The sequence below is a fragment of the Streptomyces sp. NPDC030995 genome, assembly GCF_055571215.1.
In genome coordinates this window covers 94,525-117,604 of record NZ_JBVIFS010000016.1, presented here as the reverse complement: position 1 = coordinate 117,604, position 23,080 = coordinate 94,525, and the positions used below count along the sequence as shown (strand labels likewise).

Annotated in this window: 19 protein-coding genes and 1 pseudogene; 9 read left to right on the top strand and 11 right to left on the bottom strand. The window is 70.7% G+C overall.

All coding sequences use genetic code 11. From position 1 onward, the window contains the following. The first annotated feature begins 842 nt into the window (after positions 1-842). Both ACZ45T_RS23610 and ACZ45T_RS23605 read left to right on the top strand, forming a co-directional pair. Positions 843-1,685, top strand: coding sequence for a C40 family peptidase (locus tag ACZ45T_RS23610; protein WP_468444394.1), 843 nt, complete (start codon positions 843-845; stop codon positions 1,683-1,685). Between the two features lie 186 nt (positions 1,686-1,871). Beyond that, positions 1,872-2,141 carry a hypothetical protein gene (locus ACZ45T_RS23605; protein ID WP_468444392.1) on the top strand — a complete coding sequence of 90 codons (270 nt, stop codon included), beginning with the start codon at positions 1,872-1,874 and terminating at the stop codon, positions 2,139-2,141. A 71-nt stretch (positions 2,142-2,212) separates the two neighbouring features. Here ACZ45T_RS23605 and ACZ45T_RS23600 read toward each other — a convergent pair whose 3' ends face one another. Further along, positions 2,213-3,496 carry a geranylgeranyl reductase family protein gene (locus ACZ45T_RS23600; protein ID WP_468444390.1) on the bottom strand — a complete coding sequence of 428 codons (1,284 nt, stop codon included), beginning with the start codon at positions 3,494-3,496 and terminating at the stop codon, positions 2,213-2,215. Positions 3,497-3,593: 97 nt separating this feature from the next. On the opposite strand from ACZ45T_RS23600, the gene ACZ45T_RS23595 reads away from it, so the two are divergent. Then, positions 3,594-4,124 carry a GNAT family N-acetyltransferase gene (locus tag ACZ45T_RS23595; RefSeq protein ID WP_468444388.1) on the top strand — a complete coding sequence of 177 codons (531 nt, stop codon included), beginning with the start codon at positions 3,594-3,596 and terminating at the stop codon, positions 4,122-4,124. 900 nt (positions 4,125-5,024) lie between these two features. Beyond that, positions 5,025-5,285 (top strand): annotated as a pseudogene (locus ACZ45T_RS23590) (UTRA domain-containing protein); the annotation flags it as partial. Between the two features lie 37 nt (positions 5,286-5,322). On the opposite strand, the gene ACZ45T_RS23585 reads toward ACZ45T_RS23590, so the two are convergent. After that, positions 5,323-6,234, bottom strand: coding sequence for a glutaminase (locus ACZ45T_RS23585; RefSeq protein ID WP_468444386.1), 912 nt, complete (start codon positions 6,232-6,234; stop codon positions 5,323-5,325). Between the two features lie 23 nt (positions 6,235-6,257). Further along, entirely contained in the window at positions 6,258-6,950 is a 693-nt protein-coding gene (locus ACZ45T_RS23580; RefSeq protein ID WP_468444384.1) for a demethylmenaquinone methyltransferase, read from the bottom strand. A gap of 243 nt (positions 6,951-7,193) precedes the next feature. On the opposite strand from ACZ45T_RS23580, the gene ACZ45T_RS23575 reads away from it, so the two are divergent. After that, a complete protein-coding gene (locus tag ACZ45T_RS23575; protein ID WP_468444382.1) occupies positions 7,194-8,102 on the top strand; it encodes a DUF3152 domain-containing protein in 909 nt (302 codons plus the stop codon). Positions 8,103-8,315: 213 nt separating this feature from the next. Beyond that, complete coding sequence (locus tag ACZ45T_RS23570) at positions 8,316-8,639, top strand: response regulator transcription factor (RefSeq protein ID WP_468444380.1); 324 nt, start codon at positions 8,316-8,318, stop codon at positions 8,637-8,639. On the opposite strand, the gene ACZ45T_RS23565 is transcribed toward ACZ45T_RS23570, so the two are convergent. The 4 genes from ACZ45T_RS23565 to ACZ45T_RS23550 all read right to left on the bottom strand — a co-directional run bounded on the left by ACZ45T_RS23565 (position 8,605) and on the right by ACZ45T_RS23550 (position 13,442). After that, positions 8,605-9,249: an imidazolonepropionase-like domain-containing protein gene (locus ACZ45T_RS23565; RefSeq protein ID WP_468444378.1), complete on the bottom strand. Its 645-nt coding sequence runs from the start codon at positions 9,247-9,249 to the stop codon at positions 8,605-8,607. The two genes, ACZ45T_RS23570 and ACZ45T_RS23565, sit on opposite strands and share 35 nt — an antisense overlap. A 13-nt stretch (positions 9,250-9,262) precedes the next feature. Beyond that, positions 9,263-10,462, bottom strand: coding sequence for a cyclic dehypoxanthinyl futalosine synthase (gene mqnC, locus ACZ45T_RS23560; RefSeq protein ID WP_468444376.1), 1,200 nt, complete (start codon positions 10,460-10,462; stop codon positions 9,263-9,265). A 93-nt stretch (positions 10,463-10,555) separates the two neighbouring features. Continuing rightward, a complete protein-coding gene (locus tag ACZ45T_RS23555; RefSeq protein ID WP_468444374.1) occupies positions 10,556-12,364 on the bottom strand; it encodes a serine/threonine-protein kinase in 1,809 nt (602 codons plus the stop codon). A 214-nt stretch (positions 12,365-12,578) separates the two neighbouring features. Continuing rightward, positions 12,579-13,442, bottom strand: coding sequence for a menaquinone biosynthetic enzyme MqnA/MqnD family protein (locus tag ACZ45T_RS23550; protein WP_468444372.1), 864 nt, complete (start codon positions 13,440-13,442; stop codon positions 12,579-12,581). 237 nt (positions 13,443-13,679) lie between these two features. On the opposite strand from ACZ45T_RS23550, the gene ACZ45T_RS23545 reads away from it, so the two are divergent. Next, positions 13,680-13,883 carry a cold-shock protein gene (locus ACZ45T_RS23545; RefSeq protein ID WP_030162033.1) on the top strand — a complete coding sequence of 68 codons (204 nt, stop codon included), beginning with the start codon at positions 13,680-13,682 and terminating at the stop codon, positions 13,881-13,883. Positions 13,884-14,093: 210 nt separating this feature from the next. On the opposite strand, the gene ACZ45T_RS23540 is transcribed toward ACZ45T_RS23545, so the two are convergent. Both ACZ45T_RS23540 and ACZ45T_RS23535 read right to left on the bottom strand, forming a co-directional pair. Then, positions 14,094-15,746: a lytic transglycosylase domain-containing protein gene (locus tag ACZ45T_RS23540; protein ID WP_468444370.1), complete on the bottom strand. Its 1,653-nt coding sequence runs from the start codon at positions 15,744-15,746 to the stop codon at positions 14,094-14,096. Between the two features lie 285 nt (positions 15,747-16,031). Beyond that, a complete protein-coding gene (locus ACZ45T_RS23535) occupies positions 16,032-18,800 on the bottom strand; it encodes a PKD domain-containing protein (protein ID WP_468444368.1) in 2,769 nt (922 codons plus the stop codon). A gap of 270 nt (positions 18,801-19,070) precedes the next feature. Here ACZ45T_RS23535 and ACZ45T_RS23530 point away from each other — a divergent pair, with 270 nt between their 5' ends. Then, a complete protein-coding gene (locus tag ACZ45T_RS23530) occupies positions 19,071-19,667 on the top strand; it encodes a dihydrofolate reductase family protein (protein WP_468444366.1) in 597 nt (198 codons plus the stop codon). A gap of 169 nt (positions 19,668-19,836) precedes the next feature. On the opposite strand, the gene ACZ45T_RS23525 is transcribed toward ACZ45T_RS23530, so the two are convergent. Both ACZ45T_RS23525 and ACZ45T_RS23520 read right to left on the bottom strand, forming a co-directional pair. Further along, entirely contained in the window at positions 19,837-20,910 is a 1,074-nt protein-coding gene (locus tag ACZ45T_RS23525) for a hypothetical protein (RefSeq protein ID WP_468444364.1), read from the bottom strand. Between the two features lie 176 nt (positions 20,911-21,086). After that, positions 21,087-21,503, bottom strand: a complete 417-nt coding sequence (locus tag ACZ45T_RS23520) for a hypothetical protein (protein ID WP_468444362.1) — start codon at positions 21,501-21,503, stop codon at positions 21,087-21,089. Between the two features lie 737 nt (positions 21,504-22,240). Between ACZ45T_RS23520 and ACZ45T_RS23515 the strand changes: the two genes are divergently transcribed. After that, a complete protein-coding gene (locus ACZ45T_RS23515) occupies positions 22,241-22,999 on the top strand; it encodes a hypothetical protein (RefSeq protein ID WP_468444360.1) in 759 nt (252 codons plus the stop codon). The last annotated feature ends 81 nt before the right edge of the window (positions 23,000-23,080 follow it).

Below are 23,080 nucleotides of genomic sequence, written 5' to 3'. Positions count from 1 at the left end.
GACCGTTGGACCGCTGCCGGCGCCGAGTGCCCCGCCTCTGCATGTGAGGCAGTTCACAAGCCGGACTGCTGCGCATCTTATGCCCGCCCGTCTGTGATCTGCGACACGGGTTACAACACCGAGTTTGTGATCTCCACCACCTGACGAACGATCATGAAGCCCGATGAGTGGTGATCTTCGTACGCGAAGCATCCACATGATCACCAAAGGTGACATCCGGCCTCGTTACCGCAGGTAGAGGGCGGGCCGCTCTATCAAATGATGGCCATTGCAGGCAAATTGGCGACTCGGCCGCTGTGATGATAAAGGGATCGGCGTCGCCCGGTCGGGGGAGCCCGTGCGTACGGAGGTGGACGCGGGGTATACGGGGTGCGACGGCGGCCCGGGCGCGTGCATCCGTTCACGAACCTCCGGCGAAGATCACGGTGAAGATCACGGCGAAGATCGCGGCGCACTCCACGGCTCACCCCACGGCTCATCCCGAGGCTCACTCCACGGCGAATCCCACCGGGAACTTCACGGCAAGCTCTCGGCCGGTTCACAGGAAGGTCACGGCCGGCCCACAACGTCCGCATCATGTGACGCTCCTGTGACCTGCGCCACTCTGAATCAGCGGTTCCGAAACAGGGCTTGGCCATCTGTGCGGAGGGATGGTAGGTCGAGGATCAATTCGGACTTATTGCGGAAACCCCATGATCACAGCCCTGCGGAGCCCTGTCCGTTTCGCCCGTTACGGCGTCAATAAGGGTCGAGACGCGCCCGGTTAGCGGCCTTCGCGCGCAACTGTGGCGCAAGCCACGTTTCTTGAAGGGAACCCTGACCCCCTGATAGCGGTTGTACTCATGTCCCACACCGCTCACATACCCAGCCACCGGAAGCCCCGCCGCAGCGCCTCGAAGCTCGCGGTCCGCGCCGGAGTTGCCGGTGGCGTCCTCAGCACCCTGGCCATGGCCGGCACCGCGAGCGCGTCCCCCGCCGAGCCCGTGGCCGAGACGACGCTCGAAATGCCGGTCCTGAACCTGGACCTGGGCGCCGAGGTCTCCTCCGCCGTCACCCAGGCCGCCGAGAACACCCGCCTCGCGGCCGTCGAGGGCGAGCTGAACGCCCAGGAGGAGAGCGCCCGTACCGGCGCCGCCGCCGAGGCGAAGCAGGCCAAGGAAGAGGCTCAGAAGAAGGCCGACGAGGAGAAGAAGGCCAAGGACGAGGCGGAGCGCAAGGCCGAGGCCGAGCGCGCGAACCGCAGCTCCGACCGCACCAAGCTCCAGAGCACCTCCGCCTCCGGCTCCGGCTCCACCGCCCAGGGCTCCGGCACCGTCACCGCCCCGGCCACCGGCTCCGCCGCCGCGATCGTCAACTTCGCCCGCGCGCAGGTCGGCAAGGCGTACGTTTCGGGCGGAACCGGTCCGAACTCCTTCGACTGCTCCGGCCTCGTCCAGGCCGCCTACCGCCAGGCCGGCATCTCCCTGCCGCGCATGTCCCAGGCGCAGTCCTCGTCCGGCACCTCGGTCTCGCTGAGCGCCCTCCAGCCCGGCGACATCCTGTACTGGGGCTCCCGCGGCAGCGCGTACCACGTCGCCATCTACGTCGGCGGCGGCAAGTTCGTCGGCGCGCAGAACTCCAGCACGGGCATCGTCGAGCGCAGCCTGAGCTACGACAAGCCGACGGGCGCCGTCCGCGTCCTCTGAGTCGTCCTCTGAGTCGTCAGCGCATCACGAAGGGCCGGTACTCCCCCGCTCGGGGGTGGAGTACCGGCCCTTCGTCATGCCCGCCTGACGGACCGCCTGGTGGGCGACCCGTATCGAACCGGCCTCGGCCCTGCGAAGATGGGCCGTGGCGCGATTTGATCGTTCGACCCTGGAGGTGGTGGTCCCGTGACGCCGATGCCGAAGTCGTACGAGTACCACGGCGCCGACGACCCCACCGCGGTTCCGGCCGCGCTCGGGCTCGCCCTGCTCGCCGTCGGCGGCTGGCTGCTGACCACCGCCCGCCCCTGGCAGAAGCCGGGCCACCCGCTCACGCTGGGCCTCGGCTGGACCGCCTCGGGGGCGCTCCTGGTGTGCGGGCTGGTGCTGCTGGCCAGATGCGTGCGCACCGTGCACGGCACCCCGGACACGGAGCCGAGCACGAACGCCGACGGCTGAGCGCCGACGACTGAGCGCGCGGCGGCTGAGCGCGCGGCGCCCACGAGGGGCGCCGCCGCCCTGCGGCTCGATCAGGCCTTCGGGGCCACCTTCGACAGGCCGTTGATGATGCGGTCCATCGCGTCGCCGCCCGTCGGGTCGGTCAGGTTGGCCAGCATCTTCAGCGTGAACTTCATCAGCACCGGGTGGGTCAGGCCGCGCTGCGTGGCGACCTTCATGACCTTCGGGTTGCCGATCAGCTTCACGAAGGCGCGGCCCAGCGTGTAGTAGCCGCCGTAGGTCTCCTTGAGGACCTTCGGGTAGTTGTGCAGCGCCAGCTCGCGCTGCGCCGGGGTGGCCCGGGCGTGCGCCTGCACGATGACGTCGGCCGCGATCTGGCCCGACTCCATGGCGTACGCGATGCCCTCGCCGTTGAACGGGTTGACGAGGCCGCCCGCGTCACCGACCAGCAGCAGGCCCTTGGTGTAGTGCGGCTGCCGGTTGAAGGCCATCGGCAGGGCCGCGCCGCGGATCGGCTGCGTCATGTTCTCGGGCGTGTAGCCCCAGTCCTCGGGCATCGAGGCGCACCAGGCCTTGAGGACCTCGCGCCAGTCCAGCTCCTTGAAGGCGGAGGAGGAGTTGAGGATGCCGAGGCCGACGTTGGACGTACCGTCGCCCATGCCGAAGATCCAGCCGTAGCCCGGCAGCAGCCGGTCCTGCGCGCCGCGCCGGTCCCACAGCTCCAGCCAGGACTCCAGGTAGTCGTCGTCGTGGCGGGGCGAGGTGAAGTACGTGCGCACGGCCACGCCCATCGGGCGGTCCTCGCGGCGGTGCAGGCCCATCGCCAGGGAGAGGCGGGAGGAGTTGCCGTCGGCGGCGACGACGAGGGGGGCGTGGAAGGTGACCGGGGTCTTCTCCTCGCCCAGCTTCGCCTGCACGCCCGTGATGTGGCCGGTGCGCGGGTCGCGTACGGGCTCGCCGACGTTGCAGCGCTCGTAGAGCCGGGCGCCGGCCTTCTGCGCCTGCCGGGCCAGGGTCTCGTCGAAGTCGTCGCGCTTGCGGACGAGTCCGTAGTCCGGGTAGGAGGCGAGTTCCGGCCAATCCAGCTGGAGCCGCTGCCCGCCGCCGATGATGCGCAGGCCCTTGTTGCGCAGCCAGCCGGCCTCTTCGGAGATGTCGATGCCCATCGCCACCAGCTGCTTGGTGGCACGCGGGGTCAGGCCGTCGCCGCACACCTTCTCGCGCGGGAACGCCGTCTTCTCCAGCAGCAGGACGTCCAATCCGGCCTTGGCGAGGTAGTAGGCGGTGGTCGAGCCGGCGGGCCCGGCCCCGACGACGATCACGTCCGCGGTGTGTTCGGAGAGGAGCTCGGTCACTGCGGGGTCTCCCGAAGGCTCGATAAAGGGTGCCCAACGGCACCGGACATGTGCAGTCTATGCAGCGAGAGAGATCGCGAACCGAAGGGCTGCCCCTGTGACCACCTCGCCGACCCGGCCGCTCCCCGCCGTACAGCTCCGCGTGCCCACCGACGAGGACGCGCACGCCTGGCACCACGTCTTCGCCGACCCCGACGTCATGGAGTTCCTCGGCGGTCCCGCCGAGCTGTCCGCGTACGAGGAGATCACCGCGCGCCAGCGCATGCACGACGCCCAGCTCGGCTACTGCCTGTGGACCCTGCTCGACGCGGAGGGCACGGTCATCGGCTTCACCGGCGCGCAGCCGTGGCCCCGGGAGAAGGAGTGGGGGCCGGTCGGGGAGATCGAGATCGGGTGGCGGCTGGGTCGCTCCGCGTGGGGGCGGGGGTACGCGTACGCCGCTGCGCTGGCCACGCTGGAGCGGGTCCGGGAGGCGGGGGTTCCGTCTGTGGTGGCGATGATCGACGATGCAAATGCGCGGTCGATCGCGGTGGCGGAGCGGCTGGGCATGACCTTGGCTGAAACCTTTCCCCTGCCGGGGGGACACCGGCGGGGCCGCCGGTACGAGCTGACGCTCGGGCGGGACTGAGGAAGGGGCGGGGGGTACGAGTTCACGCGCGTGCGGGGTTTCCGCCCCCTTGGCCCCCCGCTCGCATGCGGTGGTTGCCCACCCGCCCCCGTCGGCGGTGGGGCGGGGGCTGAGGGCTTGCCGGTCGGGGGCGGGGGTCGGCGAGACTCCGCCGGGGCGGTTCCGGCCTGTGGGGCGGCGGCTTCGATGGGCGGGAGCCCCTCAAGCGGGATCAGAGAGGGTTTGGGGGTTTCCCGTCAGTCTCATCGTCTCTCCGTGTCGGGCCGGTCCCTCAAGGGCGCTCCTCCTTCGTCGTCGCGTCGCTGCGCGATGGCCTTCGGCCACCCTTGACCGACCGTCCCGCCACGGACATACGAAGACCGACGGGAAACCCCCAAAGGAACGGGCCGGGTGTTCAGTTTCAGGGACGGGGAGATCGGAGATGCGCGGGCTCGGTTCGGCGGGCAGATCCCCAGGAGCGGGCCCCGTTCACATCGGATCCGGGGTCGGGGGCTACCAAAGCTCCACCAGACGGCGCCCAGACCGAGCCGGCGACCAATCAGACGGGGTGGACGCGTCACATCGCTACGCGCTCCTCGACGACGGCGTCCGGCGGCCGTCCGGGGCTGGTCATAGGCCGCACGGATCGCTACGCGCTTCCCGATGACGGCGGCGAACGGCCGTCTGGGGCTGGTCATAAGCCGCCCACGACCTATCGGTGCCCTCGAAGATGGCGTCTGACGGCCGTCTGGGGAAGTGCAAGCGTCCGACAGCGGCCATACCGAGCTGTACCCCGGTCAGAGAGGGCGGGTCGCCGGAAAGGCCGTCAGTTTGCCCCAATTGCCCCGGTCTGCCCGTGGGTTTGTGGGGCAACGCCGCTCTCATGCGGGTAGAGCTCGGCTGAGGTGAGGAATCACCCCACCGGCAGATCTGGCCGACGGCACCAGGCCGCCCACGTACGCGAGACTGGCCGAGCTGGGGCACGAGCCCGTTCACTTCCGTGAGGAGATCCGCTCCCGGATGCCGTCAGCCGGTGAGGCCGAGCTGCTCTCGCTCTCCATGGGCACACCCGTCATCCAGATCGTCCGCACCGCGTTCGCCGAAGGCGGGCGGGCCGTTGAGGTCGATGAGATGACCCTGGACGCCGCTTCCTACGTGCTGGAGTACGACTTCGACGCCTGACCCGAAGGCGGCCGGGCAATCAGCAGTCGTACGCCCCCTAGAACACCGACAGGCCCGTCAGGGTCGTGAAGCGGTCCAGGGCGGCCACGCCCGCCACCGAGTTGCCCCGGGCGTCCAGGCCCGGGCTCCAGACCGCCAACACGCACTGGCCCGGGACGACCGCCACGATGCCGCCGCCGACTCCGCTCTTGCCCGGCAGGCCGACGCGGTAGGCGAACTCGCCCGCCGCGTCGTACGTCCCGCACGTCAGCATCACCGCGTTGATCTGCTTGGCCTCGCTGCGCGTCAGCAGCCGGGAGCCGTCCGCGCGGAGGCCGTGGCGGGCCAGGAAGAGGCCGGCGAGGGCCAGGTCGGCGCAGCTCATCTCGATCGAGCACTGCCAGAAGTAGTGCTCGAGGAGGGCCGGCACGGGGTTGTCGATGTTGCCGTACGAGGCCATGAAGTGGGCGACGGCCGCGTTGCGGTCGCCGTGTTCCTGCTCGGAGGCCGCGACCTCGGCGTCGAAGCCGATGCCCGGGTTCCGGCTCTCCGCCCGCAGGAATTCCAGCAGTTCGCTGCTCGCGTCGCCCGTCAAAGTCTGGAGCCGGTCCGTGACCACCAGCGCGCCCGCGTTGATGAACGGATTGCGCGGAATGCCGTTCTCGTACTCCAGCTGCACGAGCGAGTTGAAGGGGTTGCCGGACGGCTCCCGGCCGACCCGCTCCCACAGGCTGTCGCCGCCCTCGGCCAGCGCCAGGGCGAGCGCGAAGACCTTGGTGATGGACTGGGCGGAGAAGGGCACCTGCCAGTCCCCCACCCCGGAGACGTTGCCGTCGAGGTCGGCGATGGCCATGCCGAACCGCCGCGGGTCCACGGAGGCCAGCGCCGGGATGTACTCGGCGGGGGTGCCGCTGCCCACCAGCGGGGCGATGTCGGCCGCGATCTGCTTCAGCAGTGGCCCGTGGTTCACGGGCGCAGCGTCGGGCACGGCGGTCAGTCCTTGATGCCCCGGTGCAGCGCGACGATGCCGCCGCTGAGGTTGCGCCACGCGACCTTGGACCAGCCGGCCTTCTGGAGGAGGCCGGCGAGCGCGGGCTGGTCGGGCCATTCGCGGATGGACTCGGCGAGGTACACGTACGCGTCGGGGTTGGAGGAGACGGCGCGGGCCACCGGCGGCAGGGCGCGCATCAGGTACTCCGTGTACACCGTGCGGAAGGGCGCCCAGGTGGGCTGCGAGAACTCGCAGATGACGACCTGGCCACCGGGCTTGGTCACCCGGTACAGCTCGCGCAGGGCGGCGTCGGTGTCCTGGACGTTGCGCAGGCCGAAGCTGATCGTCACGGTGTCGAAGACGTCGTCCTTGAACGGCAGCCGGGTCGCGTCGCCCGCCGTCAGCGGCAGCCAGGGGTTGCGCTTCTTGCCCTCGCGGAGCATGCCGAGGGAGAAGTCGCAGGGGACGACGTACGCGCCGGTGGCGGCGAAGGGCAGCGAGGAGGTCGCGGTGCCGGCGGCCAGGTCGAGGACGTGCTGTCCGGGGCGCGCGCCGACCGCCTTGGCGACCTCCTTGCGCCACAGCCGGGCCTGGCCGAGGGAGAGGACGTCGTTGGTGAGGTCGTAGTTCTTCGCGACCCCGTCGAACATGGAGGCGACCTCGTGCGGCTGCTTGTCCAGGGATGCCCTTGTCACTGGCGTTCGCCCCTCGGTGTGCGATGCGGATCGGCGGGTGGGTACGGTCCCATCCTCTCAGGCTGCGCCGCCCCCGGCGGCGGGGGCTCCACCGCTGCCGCAGAACTGGTCCGAAGGACAGTTACGCCGCCACCCCGCGGGCGCGTTGACTGGCAGCGTGCGGCCCGGTGAGGGTCACCCGCCGGATCAGGGCCCGAGTCGTGGCCGGTCCGGCAGTGGCCGCCGGGAACAAAGGGCTTCACGATGCCGGCAGGCCATTCCACCGGTCGCTCCAGACGCAGCGGCCCGCGCGCCAGGCGCCGGGCGGAGCGGCGCAAGCGGCTGCGGCGCACCATCCTCATCGGCTCGGCGGCGCTGGTCGCGGTCTCGGCGACCGCGTACGCGCTGCTGCCCCGGGACGATGCCGCCCCGCTCGCCGGGGGCCGGACGGCGGTCCAGCCCGAGGAGCAGGAGGGGGAGTCCGACGGTGCCGGCAAGCCGGTGCCCCAGGGCGGCAAGAAGTCCCCCGCGCCGGTGAAGTCCTCGGCCGCGCCCTCGCAGCAGCAGCCCCCGGCCGCGCCCGCGCCGACCACCGGCGCACCCGCGACCCCCGCCAGGCCGGGCGTCTTCACGGCCTCCACCGCCGCCGGTCAGGCGCAGGGCAAGGGGTCCGCGCTGCGCTGGCGGATCGAGGTCGAGGAGGGCAGCGGGGTCGACCCGGAGTCCGCCGCCCGCTCGGTCGAGGCGATCCTCGGGGATCCGCGCGGCTGGACCAAGGACCCGGCGTACGGGTTCCAGCTCGTCGGGGCGGGCCAGCCGGTGGACTTCACCGTCAAGATCGCGACGCCGACGACCACGGACCGCCTGTGCGAGGTGGTCACGCCCGAGCTCATCGGCGAGACCAACTGCCGTGCCGGGCACACCGTCGTGGTGAACCTCAAGCGCTGGCAGGAGGGTTCGCCGCAGTTCAGCGGCACGGTGGAGGAGTACCGGGCGCTGATCGTCAACCACGAGGTCGGGCACGAGATCGGCCGCGAGCACGAGACCTGCCCGGGCCCCGGCAAGCCCGCGCCCGCGATGATGCAGCAGATCAAGGGCCTGCTCGGCTGCAAGTCCAATGCCTGGCCGTATGACGAGAACGGAACTTATCTGTCCGGTCCGCGCGTCCCTTAGGGGGGAGAGCCGGTCACAGATGGTGCCGGCCGGGGGGCTGGGGGTGTCTTGCCGATCGGGCCGGATCAGGGAGCGGTGTCTGGTGCCGTGCATCGCAAGGCCGAGGAGCGAGTCGACGCGGAGCGTCGGCGACCGACGAGAACGCGGCGAGGTGCGGCGCCAGACACCGCGAGCCCGGCCCGATCGGCAAGACACCCCCTGAGAGTGGAAACCGTGCGCGTCGTCAGCTTCAGCGTCCCCGCGTGGTTTCCCACGTACGAGGAGCCGGCCGAGGCGCAGCTGACCGAAAGCGGGCCGGCCGAGACCCAGTTGACCGAACAGGAGTCGGCCGTGTTCCTGTGCCTGGCCACCGGCGCCTCCAACAAGGAGCTCGCCGTCGAGCTTCAACTGTCCGTCAGCACGGTCAAGTTCCACGTCGTGAACATACGGGCCAAGCTGGGCGGGATCAGCCGCCTCCAGGCCTGTCTGCTCGCCGCCCTCGCCCGCGAGGAGGACGCCCGCCTCAGCGGCGGCGGTGCAACAGCCGGCCCCCGATGACCGTGGCCACGCACGTGGTCGCGCCCCGCTCCAGCAGCTCCGCCTCGTCCGCCACCGCGAACACCGCGAAGCGGGCCGGCACGCCTGGCTCCAGGGCCCCGTGGAAGGCCTCCCGCGCCGCGTCCCGCCCGGCGAACGGATCCAGCGCGGCCGGCCCCTCGTAGGGCGCCGGCGGCAGGATCGTCAGCCCCGAGCGGGCCACCGCCGTGCGCACCGCCGCGCTCGTGAAGCGGCCGCACACCGCCACCACGCCCCGGGCGAGCAGCCGCTGCGTGCCCCGCCGGGCGCTGTTGCCCCGCCGCGACTCGGTCAGCTTCAGGGCCTCCAGCGCGTCCTCGCCGCTGATCGGGTCGGCGCCGAGCTCGGTGACCTCGTACGGGTCGTCCGGGTAGTACGTCCGCTCCAGCAGCTCGTCCGCCCCGCGCACCAGCAGCCCCGGGGTGAGCACCCCGGGCCAGCGCCGGACGCGGGCGTGCGGATGGGCCGCGCCGAGTTCCTCGTACGGCCCCACGCGGGCGATCCGGTCGCCCTCGACGAGCACCGCACCGCCCTGGAGCGGTGCGGATCCCGAGCCGGGGACGAAGAGTTCGGCGGTGTGAAGCGTCAGCATCGGTTCGGACGCGTCAGTTCGTGGAGATGAGCTTCAGCTCGGGGTGCGCGGTGCCGCCCTCGATGGCCGTGGAGGAGATGTGCGAGACGACGCGGTCGTCGACCGGGTCGTTCGCCGGGTCGTCGTGCACCAGCAGGTGCTCGTACGTCGTCGCGCGCTGCGCCGGCGTGCGGCCCGCCTTGCGGATCAGGTCGATGATCTCCTGGCGGTTGGAGCGGTGCTTGGCACCGGCCGAGGAGACGACGTTCTCCTCCAGCATGATCGAGCCGAGGTCGTCCGCGCCGTAGTGCAGCGACAGCTGGCCCGCCTCCTTGCCGACGGTCAGCCAGGAGCCCTGGATGTGGGCGATGTTGTCGAGGAACAGGCGCGCGATCGCGATCATGCGCAGGTACTCGAAGATCGTCGCCTGGGTACGGCCCTTGAGGTGGTTGTTCTCGGGCTGGTAGGTGTACGGGATGAAGGCGCGGAAGCCGCCCGTACGGTCCTGCGTGTCCCGGATCATCGCGATGTGCTCGATGCGCTCGGCGTTGGTCTCGCCGGTGCCCATCAGCATGGTGGAGGTGGACTCCACGCCCAGCTTGTGGGCGATCTCCATGATCTCCAGCCAGCGCTCGCCGGACTCCTTGAGCGGGGCGATCGCCTTGCGCGGCCGCTCCGGCAGCAGTTCGGCGCCGGCGCCCGCGAAGGAGTCGAGGCCCGCGGCGTGGATGCGCTGGATGGCCTCCTCCGCCGAGACGCCCGAGATGCGGGCCATGTGCTCGACCTCGGACGCGCCGAGGGAGTGGATGACCAGCTGCGGGAAGTCCTTCTTGATGGCGGCGAAGTGGTGCTCGTAGTACTCGACGCCGTAGTCCGGGTGGTGCCCGCCCTGGAACATGATCTGCGTGCCGCCGAGCTCCACGGTCTCCGCGCAGCGGCGCAGGATGTCGTCGAGGTCGCGGGACCAGCCCTTCTTCGCGTCCTTGGGGGCCGCGTAGAAGGCGCAGAACTTGCACGCCGTGACGCACACGTTGGTGTAGTTGATGTTCCGCTCGATGATGTACGTCGCGATGTGCTCGGTACCGGCGTAGCGGCGGCGGCGCACCGCGTCGGCCGCCTGGCCGAGCGCGTGCAGCGGCGCGTGGCGGTAGAGGTCGAGCGCCTCTTCCTTGGTGATCCGGCCCCCCGCGGCGGCGCGGTCGAGGACAGACTGGAGAACGGCCTGGTCGGTCACCGGTGAGTCACCTTTCGGCGGTGTGTCTGTGTCAAGGTCCGGACCGATCCAGCCTACGCCAGGGCCCGACGGCAGCTCGTTTGAGGGGGCACGTCATGGGCTACGGGTGAGATCGCCCTCGGGGTTCCCGGCGGGCGCGTCGCCCGACTTGTAGTGGAGGGTCCCGTTGGCGTTGAGGGCGAAGCGCTCGTCGGCGGAGCCGTTGGAGCAGACCCCCGGGGCCGGGTTGGGGCCGCCGGCGGTGTCCAGGACGACCGAGCGGTCGGTGGCGGAGGAGAGCTTCCAGTCGCCGCTGCAGTCGGTGCCCAGCAGCGCCAGGACCGACTTGTCCCGGGCGACGACCTCGCCGACCTTGCCGCCCTTGATGGTGATCTCGAACTCCGTGGAGAGGCCGAGGCGGGCGGTGGTGACGGTGCCCTTCCAGGTGCCGATGAGTTCCTTGGGCACGTCCGTACGGGTCCCCTTGGGCGGCTCGGCACTTCCCTTCCCGGACGGGGTCGCGCTCGGCGCCGCGGAGGCGGGGCCGGAGGCAGCGGGCAGCGGGCCGGAATCGGCCAGGTCCCGCTCCTTGTCACCCTGCCCGGGCAGCAGCCCCATCCCGTACAGCCCGCCGGACAGCACCGCCAGGACGGCGGCCGCGGCGAGCACCAGGGTGCAGCTGAACCGGCGGCCGGCCGCGCTGACGGAGACCTGCCGCCCCGTCCCGCCCGAGGCGGTCCGCTGCCCGGAGAGCGCCCCGCCGGCGGTCGGGGCCGGCGGGCCGTACGGGCCGCCCGCCGCCTCGGTCGGAGGTCCGAACGTTCCGGCGCCCGCGCCGGCGGAGCCGTACGGGCCCGCCGGAGCCTGGCCCTGGCCACCGTAGGACGGGTCGGGTGCCCCGAAGCCGACGCCGGCCGGGCCCCCGAGGGAGGCGGCGGTGAACGGCACCGGGCCCGAAGGGCCGTCCGGGACCACCGCGCCGAACCCGGCAGCCCGGCCGGCGTCGGCCCCCGCCCCGCCCCCGGAGGCATCGGCATCGGCGTCCAGGTCCAGCAGGGCCACCGCGGCGCGGCTGGCCTCCTCGACCAGCGGGGCCGGCAGCCAGCCCGGGGCGCCCAGGGCCCCGCCGAGGGCCGCCGCGACGGCCTCGGGAGCCGGCCGGTCGGCGGCGGCCTTGGCCAGGCAGGCCGCGATCAGCTCGCGCAGCTCACCGGCCGGGAGCGCGCCGAGCTCGGGCGGCTCGTGGACCACCTTGTAGAGGAGGGTGGCCGAGTTGTCCCCGGTGAAGGGCGGCCGGCCGGTCGCCGCGAAGGCCAGGACCGCGCCGAGCGAGAACACGTCGGCGGCCCCGGTGACCCCCTTGCCGAGGATCTGCTCGGGCGACATGTAGCCGGGCGAGCCGACCGATACCCCGGTGGAGGTCAGGGAGGCGGTGCCGTCCGTGGCCCGCGCGATCCCGAAGTCGATCAGCCGGGGCCCGTCGAGGGTGAGCATCACGTTCGACGGCTTCACGTCCCGGTGTACGAGTCCCAGCCCGTGCACGGCCACCAGGGCGCGGGCCAGCCCCGCGCCGATGGCCCGTACCGAGGCCTCGGGGAGCGGCCCGTGCGCGGCCAGCGCACGGTCCAGGGAGGGCCCTGCCACGTACCCGGTGGCCACCCACGGCACGGATGCGTCCGGATCCGCGTCCAGGACGGGCGCGGTCCACTCGCCGCCCACCCGCCGGGCCGCCTCGACCTCGCGGCGGAACCGGGCTCGGAACTCCTCGTCGGAGGCGAAATGCGGGTGCACGATCTTGACGGCGACGGTCCGGCCGCCCGCGCTGCGCCCCAGGTAGACCCGGCCCATGCCACCCGCGCCGAGCCGGCCGAGCAGCCGGTACGCGCCGATGGTCCGCGGCTCCCCGGCTTCGAGCGGCTGCATCGCGTCCCCCCAATTCCCCGTGATCCCAGGCGCCTTGTGCCGCCCGGCCAAGCAGCACCTTAGGGGGTGTGCGGTGGATCAGGGCCGGAGGCAAGGGATGCGGTCACCCTTTTACATTTCCCTTCCACCAGCAGAAATGCGAAAAGGGCGTGAATTCAGGGAAACCGCACATCGCCCGGCCGGGGCCTTTGGCCCTACCGCCGGGTAATCCCCGTCAGCGCTCCTGAACCAGCGCCCCCAGGAGCTCCACGGCGACATCCGCGGGATAGCCCGTCGTCGGTCCCGTGCGGCGGGCGAATTCCCGTACGCCGGCCAGTTGCTCGGGGCCGAAGCGGAAGTCGAGCGTCGTGAAGTACCGCTCCAGCAGCTCCGCGTCGAAGGCCTCCCAGCGGGCCGCCTGCTCGGCGACCTTGGCGACCTCCTCCAGGGAGACGTCCCGGGAGGCGAGGAAGGCCTCGTGGACCTTGCGCACGACGACGGGCTCGCGGGCGAGGTAGTCCTTGCGGGCGGCCCAGACGGCGAAGACGAACGGCAGTCCGGTCCACTCCTTCCACATGTGCCCGAGGTCGTGCACGGTCAGCCCGAGCCGGGGTGCGTCGTGGAGCGAGGCACGCAGCGCGGCGTCGCCGATCAGTACGGCCGCGTCCGCCTCCTGCATCATCAGCCCCAGGTCGGGCGGGCAGGTGTAGTAGTCGGGCTGGACCCCGTACTGCTCGGAAAGCAGCAGCTGAGCGAGGCGTACGGACGTGCGGGAGGTCGAGCCGAGGGCGACGCGGGCTCCGTCGAGCCGGTCCAGCGGCACCTGCGAAACGATCACGCAGGACATCACGGGGCCGTCGCAGCCGACCGCGAGATCGGGGAAGGCCACGAGCTGGTCGGAGTTCCGGAGGAACTCCACGAGGGTGATCGGGGCGATGTCCAGCTCACCCTCGACGAGGCGCTGGCTCAGCTTTTCGGGGGTGTCCTTGGTCAGCTCCAGGTCCAGCAGCGTGCCGGTTCGGGCGAGCCCCCAGTAGAGGGGCAGGCAGTTCAGGAACTGGATGTGGCCGACGCGGGGCCGGCTGCGGTAGACGTCCACATCGCGAGACTAGTCCCCGTGTGTCCGTCAGCCTTCCGGCGGGTCTCAAACGTCCGGGTGACGTGATCTTTCCCTCTGGTCTCGGCCGCAGGGTGCGTGCTAGGCTCGACGCAAGTTGCAGTTTGGTTTCCCTTGCAGTACGAGGCCTGCGGAGAATGTGACCCGCAGGCTTTTGTAGTTTTCAGACTTCTTAGCAGGTTCTGGAGCAGGGCGACCCTTTGGCCCATAGGAGGGCTCATGGCTACCGGAACCGTGAAGTGGTTCAACGCTGAAAAGGGCTTCGGCTTCATCGCCCAGGACGGCGGCGGCCCGGATGTCTTCGTCCACTACTCCGCGATCAACGCCTCTGGCTTCCGCTCCCTCGAGGAGAACCAGATGGTGAACTTCGACGTCACGCAGGGTCCGAAGGGCCCGCAGGCGGAGAACGTCACCCCGGCCTAGTCGCCTGGGCCAACCTAATCGCGGGTTGGAAAGCAGTACCCAAGGAGCCCTGCTCCTCTCTGCGCGAGCAGAGAGGAGCAGGGCTCCTGCCTTTGCCCTCCCGGGGTGGGTGGCGGGTGCACGCAAACCGCCCCGGCACCGTCGAAACGGTGCCGGGGCGGCTGCGTACACGGGCGGCCCGGGGCCGGGCGTCGGGCGTCGGGCTCCGGATTACTTCGGGGCGTCCGGGGTGGGGGCTGTGATCGTGATCGACAGGATCAGGGTCACGCCCTGCGGGGTGGTCAGGCGGAGCTGGTACTTGCCCGGCGTGGCGTCGGTGTCCGTGAAGAGCTCCGGCAGGACGATCCGGCCGTCGGCGCCGGTCTTGGCCAGCGGGATGGTGTAGACCTTCTTGCCGGTCTCGTCCTTGAAGTACGGGCCCTTCGCGGTCGCCGGGTCCGCCGGCACCCACTTGCCGTCCTTCTCCTCGCCCAGGCCGGCCACGACGCCGGACACCGCGGCCGCCTTGCCCTTGGCCGTGGCGAAGACCTCGACGCCCGTGATGCTCGTACCGGCGACCGCCTCCAGCGGCTTCGAGCCGTCGGGGCGGGACAGCAGGTCGGCGACCGGCGCCGTGACGCTGCCCTCGAAGTTCACGGTGAGCTTGCTCGTGGTGTCGTAGGCCGAGGCGCGCAGCTTGAAGGTGCCCGCCGTGGCGCCCGCCTTCAGGCCGGGCGCGGCCGCGATGCCGTCGGCGCCCGTCTTGACCGACACGGACTTCTCCGACCCGAAGAGGGTGCCCGTGGCGTCCTCCTCGACCGCGAAGATCACGTCTCGGCCGGCGGCGGGCTTGCCGTCGCTGAGGACCAGCTTGACCCGCGGGGTCACGGTGAAGGCCGTTCCGGCCTCGGCCGTGAGCCCGGGCCCGTCGAGCAGCGTCAGCTCGGCCAGGTGCGGGGCCGGCTTCTCCGGAGTCGGAGTCGGCGTCGGGGTCGGGGTCGGAGTGGGGGTCGGCGTCGGGGTCGGCTTCGGCTTGGGCGTCGAGCTCGGCGTGGACGGCGTCTGCGGCGGGGTGGGCCGGGTGCCCGGCTGCGCGGGCGGGTAGTTGCCGGCGGGCGGGTTCGGGACCTCGGCCGCGCCGCCGTTCTGGTACTGCCGCATGTAGCCGAGCACGGTGTTCACGTACTCGCGCGAGTTGTTGTAGCTGAGGATCGCCGCGTCGAGCTTGCCCTGGTTCGACAGGTCCCGGTCGCCCGCGCACAGGTAGAGGCCCGCGCCCAGCGCCGCGTCGTAGATGTTGTTCGGGTCGCGCTTGGCGTCGCCGTTGCCGTCGGCGCCCCACGTCGCCCACGTGGAGGGGATGAACTGCATCGGGCCGACGGCCCGGTCGTACACCGCGTCGGCGTCCCACTCGCCCTTGTCGGTGTCGCGGATCTCGGCGAAGCCGTTGCCGTCGAGGCGGGGGCCGCGGATCGGCTTCTCGGTGTAGCCGTCGGCCTTGAGCCCGTAGCCGGAGGCGTGGACGGACTCGACGCGGCCGATGCCCGCGAGCAGCTGCCAGGGCAGCTTGCAGCCGGGGAGCGCGGCGGCCACCGACACCTCGGCACGGTGATAGGCGTCGAGGGCGGTCGCGGGTATCCCGCTGACGCCCTCCTGCGCGCCCGCCCCCGCCTCGGGGGGCGGGTCGGCGACGATGTCGGGCAGATCCAGCCGGGCGTCACCACGGTCGGCGGCCTGCGGACTGTCCGGGGTGGGCTCGGACTCTCCCGCGTCGGCGGTCGACGGATTGGTCACGACCGCGGCGGTGGTCAGGCTGGCCGCGAGCGCGGCCGTGCACAGGACCTTGCGCGAGGTGTTGACGAGGTGACGGTGAAGCGGCTTCACAGTGCGGCGATCCCCCCAGGAGCCGTCAAAGGTGTACGGCCGGACTGACCGTGAATATCCACTGTCTATCAGGTATTCGAACCAGACTCGCCGTCCCCCCGGCAGATGTGACGCACCATTCGTCTCGGCTTCACCGCGGTCTCATGACAGAACGAACAACGGACCCAACTACCCGCCCGAATTACCCCGATGGTCACCCATTTGGAACTGGCCCCGCACAACAAGGAGCCCCGGCCGCCGCTGTACGCGGTGACCGGGGCTCCGTTGTGTGTGCTGCGCGTGCGGCTAGCTCTGGGTGAAGTAGCCGAGCAGGTCGGTGATCACGTGGTTGCTGCCGCCCCAGCTGTTCCAGATGTTGACCTTGCCGTCACCGACGGGGGTGATGACGTGATTGGGGACGGTGGCGCCGGGCAGGGTGTTGAGGCTGCTCGCGTCGGTACGGGGGGTCCCGTAGCCGTGGACGGTGAGGAAGCCGGCGCCGGTGGTCTCGGTCGCGGTGACGTTCAGGGCCGCGCCGATGGCGTTGGCGGGCAGACCGGAGACCGTGGTGGTGGCGCCGGGGGCGAGCTTGCCGGTGGTGCGGGTGTCGGCGAGCCGGTTGGGGACGACCGGGGTGAAGAGGGCCTTGCCGCCCTTGCCGTAGTAGCCGACCGCGTCGAGCACCAGATGCGTGGAACCGGAGTTGTTGTAGAGGGTGATGGTCCCGTCCGGGCCGACCGGAACGATCGCCTGGTTGGACTTGTCCTTGCCCGGCTCCGGGTTCAGGTTCGACGTCGTGGGCCGCTTCGCCGGGTCCGGGTAGGCGATCACGTGCGTGTTCGCCGTGGTCCCGGTGCTGGTCAGGTTGAGCGCGACCGCGGTGGCGTCGGCGGGGATGCCGTTCACGCCGGCGACCTTGACGGTCCGGGTCTGCCCGCCGCCCAGCGCGCCGCCCGCGGTACGGGTGTCGGTGACGCGGGTCGGGGTGAGCGGGCTGAACCGCTGCCCGATGTTGGGCTGGTAGTAGCCGACGAAGTCCACGATGAGGTGGGCGCGCCCGGCGTTGAGCTGGGCCAGGAGCTTGCCGTAGGCGGCGACGGGCACGGTGACCGTGTTGGAGGCGGTGCCGCCCGCCTTGACGTTGACGTTCGAGGTCGCCGGACGCGGCTGGCCCGAGGGCCAGACGTTCAGGTGGGTCTCCTGGGTCGCCTCGGTGACGGTCACGTTCAGGACGACCGCGGCCATGCTGCCCGACAGGATGTGCCCTTGCGCGTTCACACCGGCGGGCAGGTTGACCGGGGTCGCGCTGCCGCCCTGGAGGGGCGTGCCGGTGGTACGGGTGTCCAGCACGCGGAACGGCTCGGTGGCCACGTACCCGGAGGCGGTGTAGTCGACCCGTACGGTCTTGCTGACCGTCGACTCCGCGCCCTTGGAGTCCCGCAGGAAGACCGTCACCTTGTAGTCGCCGGGCTGGCTGTAGGTGTGGGAGTAGGCGCGGTCCATGTGGTCGCTGTGATCGTAGGTACCGTCACCGAAGTCGACTGCCACGCGCTGCACCGGCCACGGCGCCGCGGTGGCGGGCCGGGGGTCGATCGCGACGGTCAGCGGGGCGATGAACTCCATCGGATTGTCCGAGGTCGGCAGGAGCGGCGTGGCCGTGAAGCCCGCCGTCAGCGTGCCGGGCGCGGTCACCTTGGTCGTCTTCTCCGAGGAGACCTTCTCCCCGACGCCGTTGACCGCGGTCACCTTGACCACGCACTCGCACGGCGAGCTGTAGACGTGGTCGGCGGTCCACTCCTTGGTGACGACCGGGGCCGTGCCGTCGCCGAAGTCGTAGTGGTAGGTGAGCCCGGCGTGCCAGGTGTTGTCCGCGAAGGCCTTCGCCTTCACCGTGGTGCCGACCGGCGCCCAGTCCTGCTCCAGCTCCAGCCGGACCCCGCGGAGCTCGTCCTGGGTCTCCATGTGACCGCGGTCGATGTACCCGCCGTCCTTGCCGGTGTTGGGCACGCGCGGGTCGTCCGCGATCGGCTGCCCGCTGTAGTCGGTGGGCAGCACGCCCGGCGCCGTCGGGTCGCCGGAGTCGATGAGGGCCTGGCCGGGCAGTTCCCCGGGCTGCTGCATGAGCGTCGGGATCAGGATGTCGTGCGCGCCCTGGCCCGTGGCGGCGAGGAAGGCCGCCTGGGTCGCGTAGGCGGTGCCGGCCCACTTGTAGGCCGTCCGGTCGCCCTCGGAACGGCCGGCGTACAGGTTGTAGTCGACGCGGGTGCCCGCCGTCGCGCTCTGTGCCACCGCGATGCCGTGGCGCGCATCGGGCGTCGGGCACCCGCCCGCGGCCTGGATGGAGATCACGTTGTTGAACACGCCGGAGCCGGACGACCCGCCGTCGAGCGAGACGCCCGCCACGCAGTCGAGGTGGATCGTGTTGTTCGTGACGATCGTGCCGGGTGCGTCGTACGTGGTGACAGCGGGTTCGACATAGCCGTTGAGCCAGTTGCGGCTCAGCACGGTGTCCCGCGCCCCGCCCTCGATCTGGACGGGACCGGTCACCCGGCTCCGGGTGAGACGCACGCCCGTACTTCCACCGTCGACCGCGATGGCGATGTACGGCCCGGAAGAGAACATCCGGTCCAGCTCGACATCGGCGGAACCGGTGACCTTGACGCCGGCGTGGGTGCGCAGCCCGCGCACCACCACATGGGAGGCGCCGCTGATGGTCAGGGCCTTGTCCGTCCCCAGCTCCGCCTTGTCGGAGGCTTGCGCCCCGTCGACGACGAAGGCGATCGGCTTGCCGGGCTGCCCGGAACGGTTGACGGTGACGGCCTCGTTGTACACGGCCGGCTTGATCCGCACGGTCTGACCCGGCTGCACGACCTTGGCCGCGGCCGAGATCGTGCAGAAGGGCGCGGCCTGCGAGCCGGAGCCGCTGTCCGTGCAGTTGGAGCCTTGGGTGCGGTTCACGTAGAGGCTGGTCGGCGCATCGGCGGCCGCGGCGGCCGGCACACCGAGAAGGGTGACGAGACCTGCGGTCAGCAGGACCGTCGTACGAGTGGGACGCAACAGGAAGGTTTCCTTCAAGCCAGAAGTGACGTGGAGTCACGACAGGGGCGGCGCCACACGACTGGTAGACGTCCTGTTCCCCCAGCGGCAGTCGGGCGCCCGCGAACCCGCGGCGACTTCGTTCATCATCCACCGAAAACCGGCCACGACTGACACGCGGGGCAATGTGATCCACATCACCTCCATGGGATCGAGAAGTCCCGATGAGTTTCGGGGAGCGCGGCGGTCTCTCTTGCGTACCCACCGAAACGAACCGAACGAACCGAACGAACCAGAGGAACGATTCACATGCGCATCGTCATCAGCGAGTTCATCAGCCTCGACGGCGTCGTACAGGCCCCGGGCGGTCCCGAAGAGGACAGGGACGGCGGCTTCGCCCACGGCGGCTGGTCGCACCCCTTCTTCGACCCGGAGGTGATGGGCGGCCGCATCAGCGAGGCGACGAAGACGACCGAGGCCCTGCTGTTCGGGCGCCGCACGTGGCAGACGATGGCCGCGGCGTGGCCCGAGCGGGCCGGCGACCCCTTCGCCGACCACATGAACTCCATCCCGAAGTACGTCGTGACCGAGACCCTGGGCGACGACGAGCTGACATGGAACAACACCACGCGCATCCCCGGAGACCAGGCCGTCGCCCGCATCCGCGAGCTGCGCGAGCGCGAGGGCGGCGACCTGGCGGTCATGGGCAGCCCCACGCTCGTACGCACCCTGCTCGCCGAGGGCCTGGTCGACGAGCTCAACCTCATGATCATCCCGGTGCTGCTCGGCGGCGGGAAGTCGATCTTCCCCGAGGACGGTGGGCTGCGCACCCTGGAACTGGTCTCCACGACCACCAGCTCCACGGGCGTCCACGTCTCCACCTACCGGCCGGCCGCCAAGGCCTAGCAGCCGCACGGGACCCGGCCCGGCTTCCCGGGCTCCGCCCACAGGGTCTTGCCGGGCCGCCGGGCTCCAGGCCTCCCGAGGGCTGCGGCCGGGACCGCCACGTGGACGGTCCCGGCAGGCGGAGTCGGTGAGGGCGAAGGTCAGTGAGGGCGAAGGTCGGTGAGGGCGGTTACCGCCAGATGACGGCCCGCCACTTGACGGGCCAGTTCCTCGAACTGCCCACGTGGCCCGCGACGCTCCCGGTCGCGTTGATCGCGACCGGCGTGGTCCTGTCGACGCCTGCGGGAAGCGGAAGGGCGGTGACCCGCCCCTGCGCGTCCCAGGTCACGGCGCGCTCGTCGGAGGTGCCGACGCTGGTTCCCGCGTCGTTGATGCCCTTGACGAAGACCCTGCCCGTGCCGGGCAGCACCGCGAATTCGGTCTTGCGGTCTCCGTCCCATCGCACGGCGTGGTCCTTGATGTTCCCGACCACGACGTCGGCGTTGTTGACGCTCACGGAACGCGCACCGATGCCCTGGGACGGCAGGGCCTTGACCTTCTTCCCGCGTGAGGCGCGGACGCCCCACCACTCCCCGGCCTCGTCGGTCGCCCGACCGATCACCGTACCGCGGTCGTTGATCGCGGTCGGCTCGCTGTACGAGCCCCCGAGCGAGCCGAGATCGTGGACGCGGCCCCAGATGTCCCAGCGCACGGCCCGGGTCTTCTCGCCCGGCACGGACACATAACCGGCAATCTCTCCCCACTCGTTGATCCCGGTGGCCATGCCACCGTCCGCCTGCGGGGGCAGGCGCAGTTCGGTGGCCCGGCCGTCGGCGCCCCAGCGCACGGGGCGCGTCCTGCTGTCCGTCGAGAGCTGTCCCACGGCGACGTGGGAGTTGTTGATGTCCTGGACCTCGCCGTTGGTGTAGCCCGACGGCTCCTCAAGCGGGGTGAGGGCGCCTGACGTGTCCCATCGGGCGGCGTGCCGTACACCGTCCGGTGTGTCGGTGAAGCCGGCCACGGTGCCGTCCTCGACGATCTTCACCGCGTGGCCCCCCGATCCTCCGTCGATGGCCTGGAGGGGTGTGAGGGAGCCGTCGGCGCCCCACCGCACGAGATGGCCGTCTTCGTTGTCGTCCAGCGAGAGCCCTACGACATCTCCGGCGTCGTTCATCGCCTGAGCCGAGCTGTTGGTGTGGCCTGCCAGGAGCGGCAGTTCGTACATCGCGCCGGCGTCGGAAGACGCGGCTGGCGTCACCATCACGGATAACACCGCTGAAAGGACCACGGGTAACAAGAAGATCTCCCCTGTCTTCTCGGACTGACACGGCGCCGAACGCACCCGCCCACCCCTGTTGATCCCCCGGGCGGCGAGGGCGGTTCGACGACCGCTCCTTCCCCCGACCAAGAGGCGAAGAAACGTCCCTGCGCACCAACCGGTCAGAAGACGAACGTCCCGATCCCGACGAGGATGCCCGCCACGATCCCCAACACGATGACGGCGACCAGCCCAGCCAACGCCGCGAAGAAGTACCCCTCGCCGTTCTCGACCCTCCCGTGCCGCGCACAGGCGAACAGCCAGGCCGCCAGCGTCATAAACGGCAGGAGGAGCAGCCCCGCACCGGTCCCGAAGTTGCCCACGGCGGTCCCGGACAGCTCGTACGCCCTCCCCCGCGCCGTTCGCACCTCCACCTCGGCCCCCCGCCGATAGTCCTCGGCGGCGGTGTCCAGCACGATCTCGCGCTCCGCCTCACCGGCCCGCCGAGGCGTGTACCACCCGGTGCAGTTCGTCCCGATCGTGTACCCCTCGGCATCCGTCCCCTCATGGCACTCATGGACCGAGACGACCCCGTCCACGGGCCCCACCCCCACCACGGCAGCGATCTGGGGCCCAGGCAACAGCCACGTCAACCACCCGGCCACCCCAAGCGTCACCACCACCCCCACCGCAGCCGCCCCGCGCCCCAACTTCCTTACACCAGCGCGCATCACGCCCCCTCTCCCCGCTGCCGGATACCCAGGGCACGGCGCGCCTACGCGGCTCCGTGCCCCACAGCGGCGCTCGCACGGGAACGGCTTTCAGGAGAGTGCTGCGAGATGGAATGAATCCTGGTCGACCTGCGCCTGGACCCGCTCCCGGCCCTCCCGTGGCTCTCGCCGGTCCACACCTGGCCCACGCCCCCGCGCCCACCGCCGCCTCAGGTCCAGGATCTCAGGGCGGGGCACCGGCCAGCCCTACAGGGCCAGTACGAACTCAGCGACGGCCCTGGCTCCGCCTGACGCAACGCCGCCAGCAACTGCAATCAAGAGAGGCCACCACCACGCCGTGGGGCGGCCGGCCCTCTGCTCCCCGTTCTCAGACATCTCGGATTCCTCCTTGGAACAGCCAGCCCCTAGAGAGTCGTTGAGAGGTGCTCTTGTGGCGACTGGCCTGTTTGTCGCGGGGCGATCTGACCCGCAACATCAGGCTCCCCCGGAGGCCGCACTGGGGGTCCGCTTCTGGGCGCCAGCACTACGGAAACTGACGCTTCCTGACAGCCGCGACCGTGTGCCAAGCTAGGCGTCCTGACGGAATCTGACACGGATGGGCGCACATGGCGATCCTCATGCCACCGGAAGATGAACTGCCGAACGGACCTCGACGGAACCTGGTCATGGCCCTACACGATCTTTACCGGCTCGCGGGCACCCCTGGCACACGGTCCATCAGCACGAGCATTGCCGCAGACGATGACCTGCAAGACACCGTGGCACACGAAACCGTGGCGAGTGCCCTTCGGGGCCAGCTGCCTCGCTGGTCAAAGCTCGACTCCATCGTGCGGGTGCTCTCGGCAAAGGCCGTCACCCGGCCGAATCCCGACGAAGAGGCTCGCCGGTTCCACCAGCTGTGGTTGCGTGCACAAGAGTTGGGTGACGACCAGCCTGTTCCCGAAGAGCGATCGACACGCGCTGAGACGGCTGGCGGCACGTGGTCCGAGTGGCTGGACTCGTCCGACGAGGCTGCAGAGCAACGCTCACGCCTGACGTCCATGCAGATCACACCGCCCCCTGACCTCAGGGTTCCGGCAGGCTACAGGGTCCAGGCCAACGAGCCCTGGAAGGTACTTCTGGATCGAGAAATCTGGAAGCGGATCCACGAGTTCACGACAGCGGACATCTTCCTGGCCGCCAACGCAGTGGACCCCGAAGAGGTTGAGCTTCTGGAGAAGTCGAGATACCTCTTCGCAATGGATCCGGCAGTCGCCACGGGGGCGATCGATGCTGCCGTCGAAGACATCCTCCGCAGCAATCCAGACATTGCCGTCGCTTACGCCATGTATCTGCTGAAGCTAGGCATCAAACAGTCCTCATAGTGCCCAGGGCGGCGACTCCCACATCTCGTCGGCGGTAGGCAGGCGATTCGGCCGCCGTGCCCGCGCCGTATCGCTGACCTG

Excerpts from the sequence above, each read along its gene's own strand:
- ACZ45T_RS23610 (WP_468444394.1), top strand. The coding sequence starts at position 843 with ATGTCCCACACCGCTCACATACCCAGCCACCGGAAGCCCCGCCGCAGC.
- ACZ45T_RS23575 (WP_468444382.1), top strand. The coding sequence starts at position 7,194 with ATGCCGGCAGGCCATTCCACCGGTCGCTCCAGACGCAGCGGCCCGCGC.
- ACZ45T_RS23565 (WP_468444378.1), bottom strand. The coding sequence starts at position 9,249 with ATGCTGACGCTTCACACCGCCGAACTCTTCGTCCCCGGCTCGGGATCC.
- ACZ45T_RS23555 (WP_468444374.1), bottom strand. The coding sequence starts at position 12,364 with ATGCAGCCGCTCGAAGCCGGGGAGCCGCGGACCATCGGCGCGTACCGG.
- ACZ45T_RS23545 (WP_030162033.1), top strand. The coding sequence starts at position 13,680 with ATGGCTACCGGAACCGTGAAGTGGTTCAACGCTGAAAAGGGCTTCGGC.
- ACZ45T_RS23530 (WP_468444366.1), top strand. The coding sequence starts at position 19,071 with ATGCGCATCGTCATCAGCGAGTTCATCAGCCTCGACGGCGTCGTACAG.
- ACZ45T_RS23515 (WP_468444360.1), top strand. The coding sequence starts at position 22,241 with ATGGCGATCCTCATGCCACCGGAAGATGAACTGCCGAACGGACCTCGA.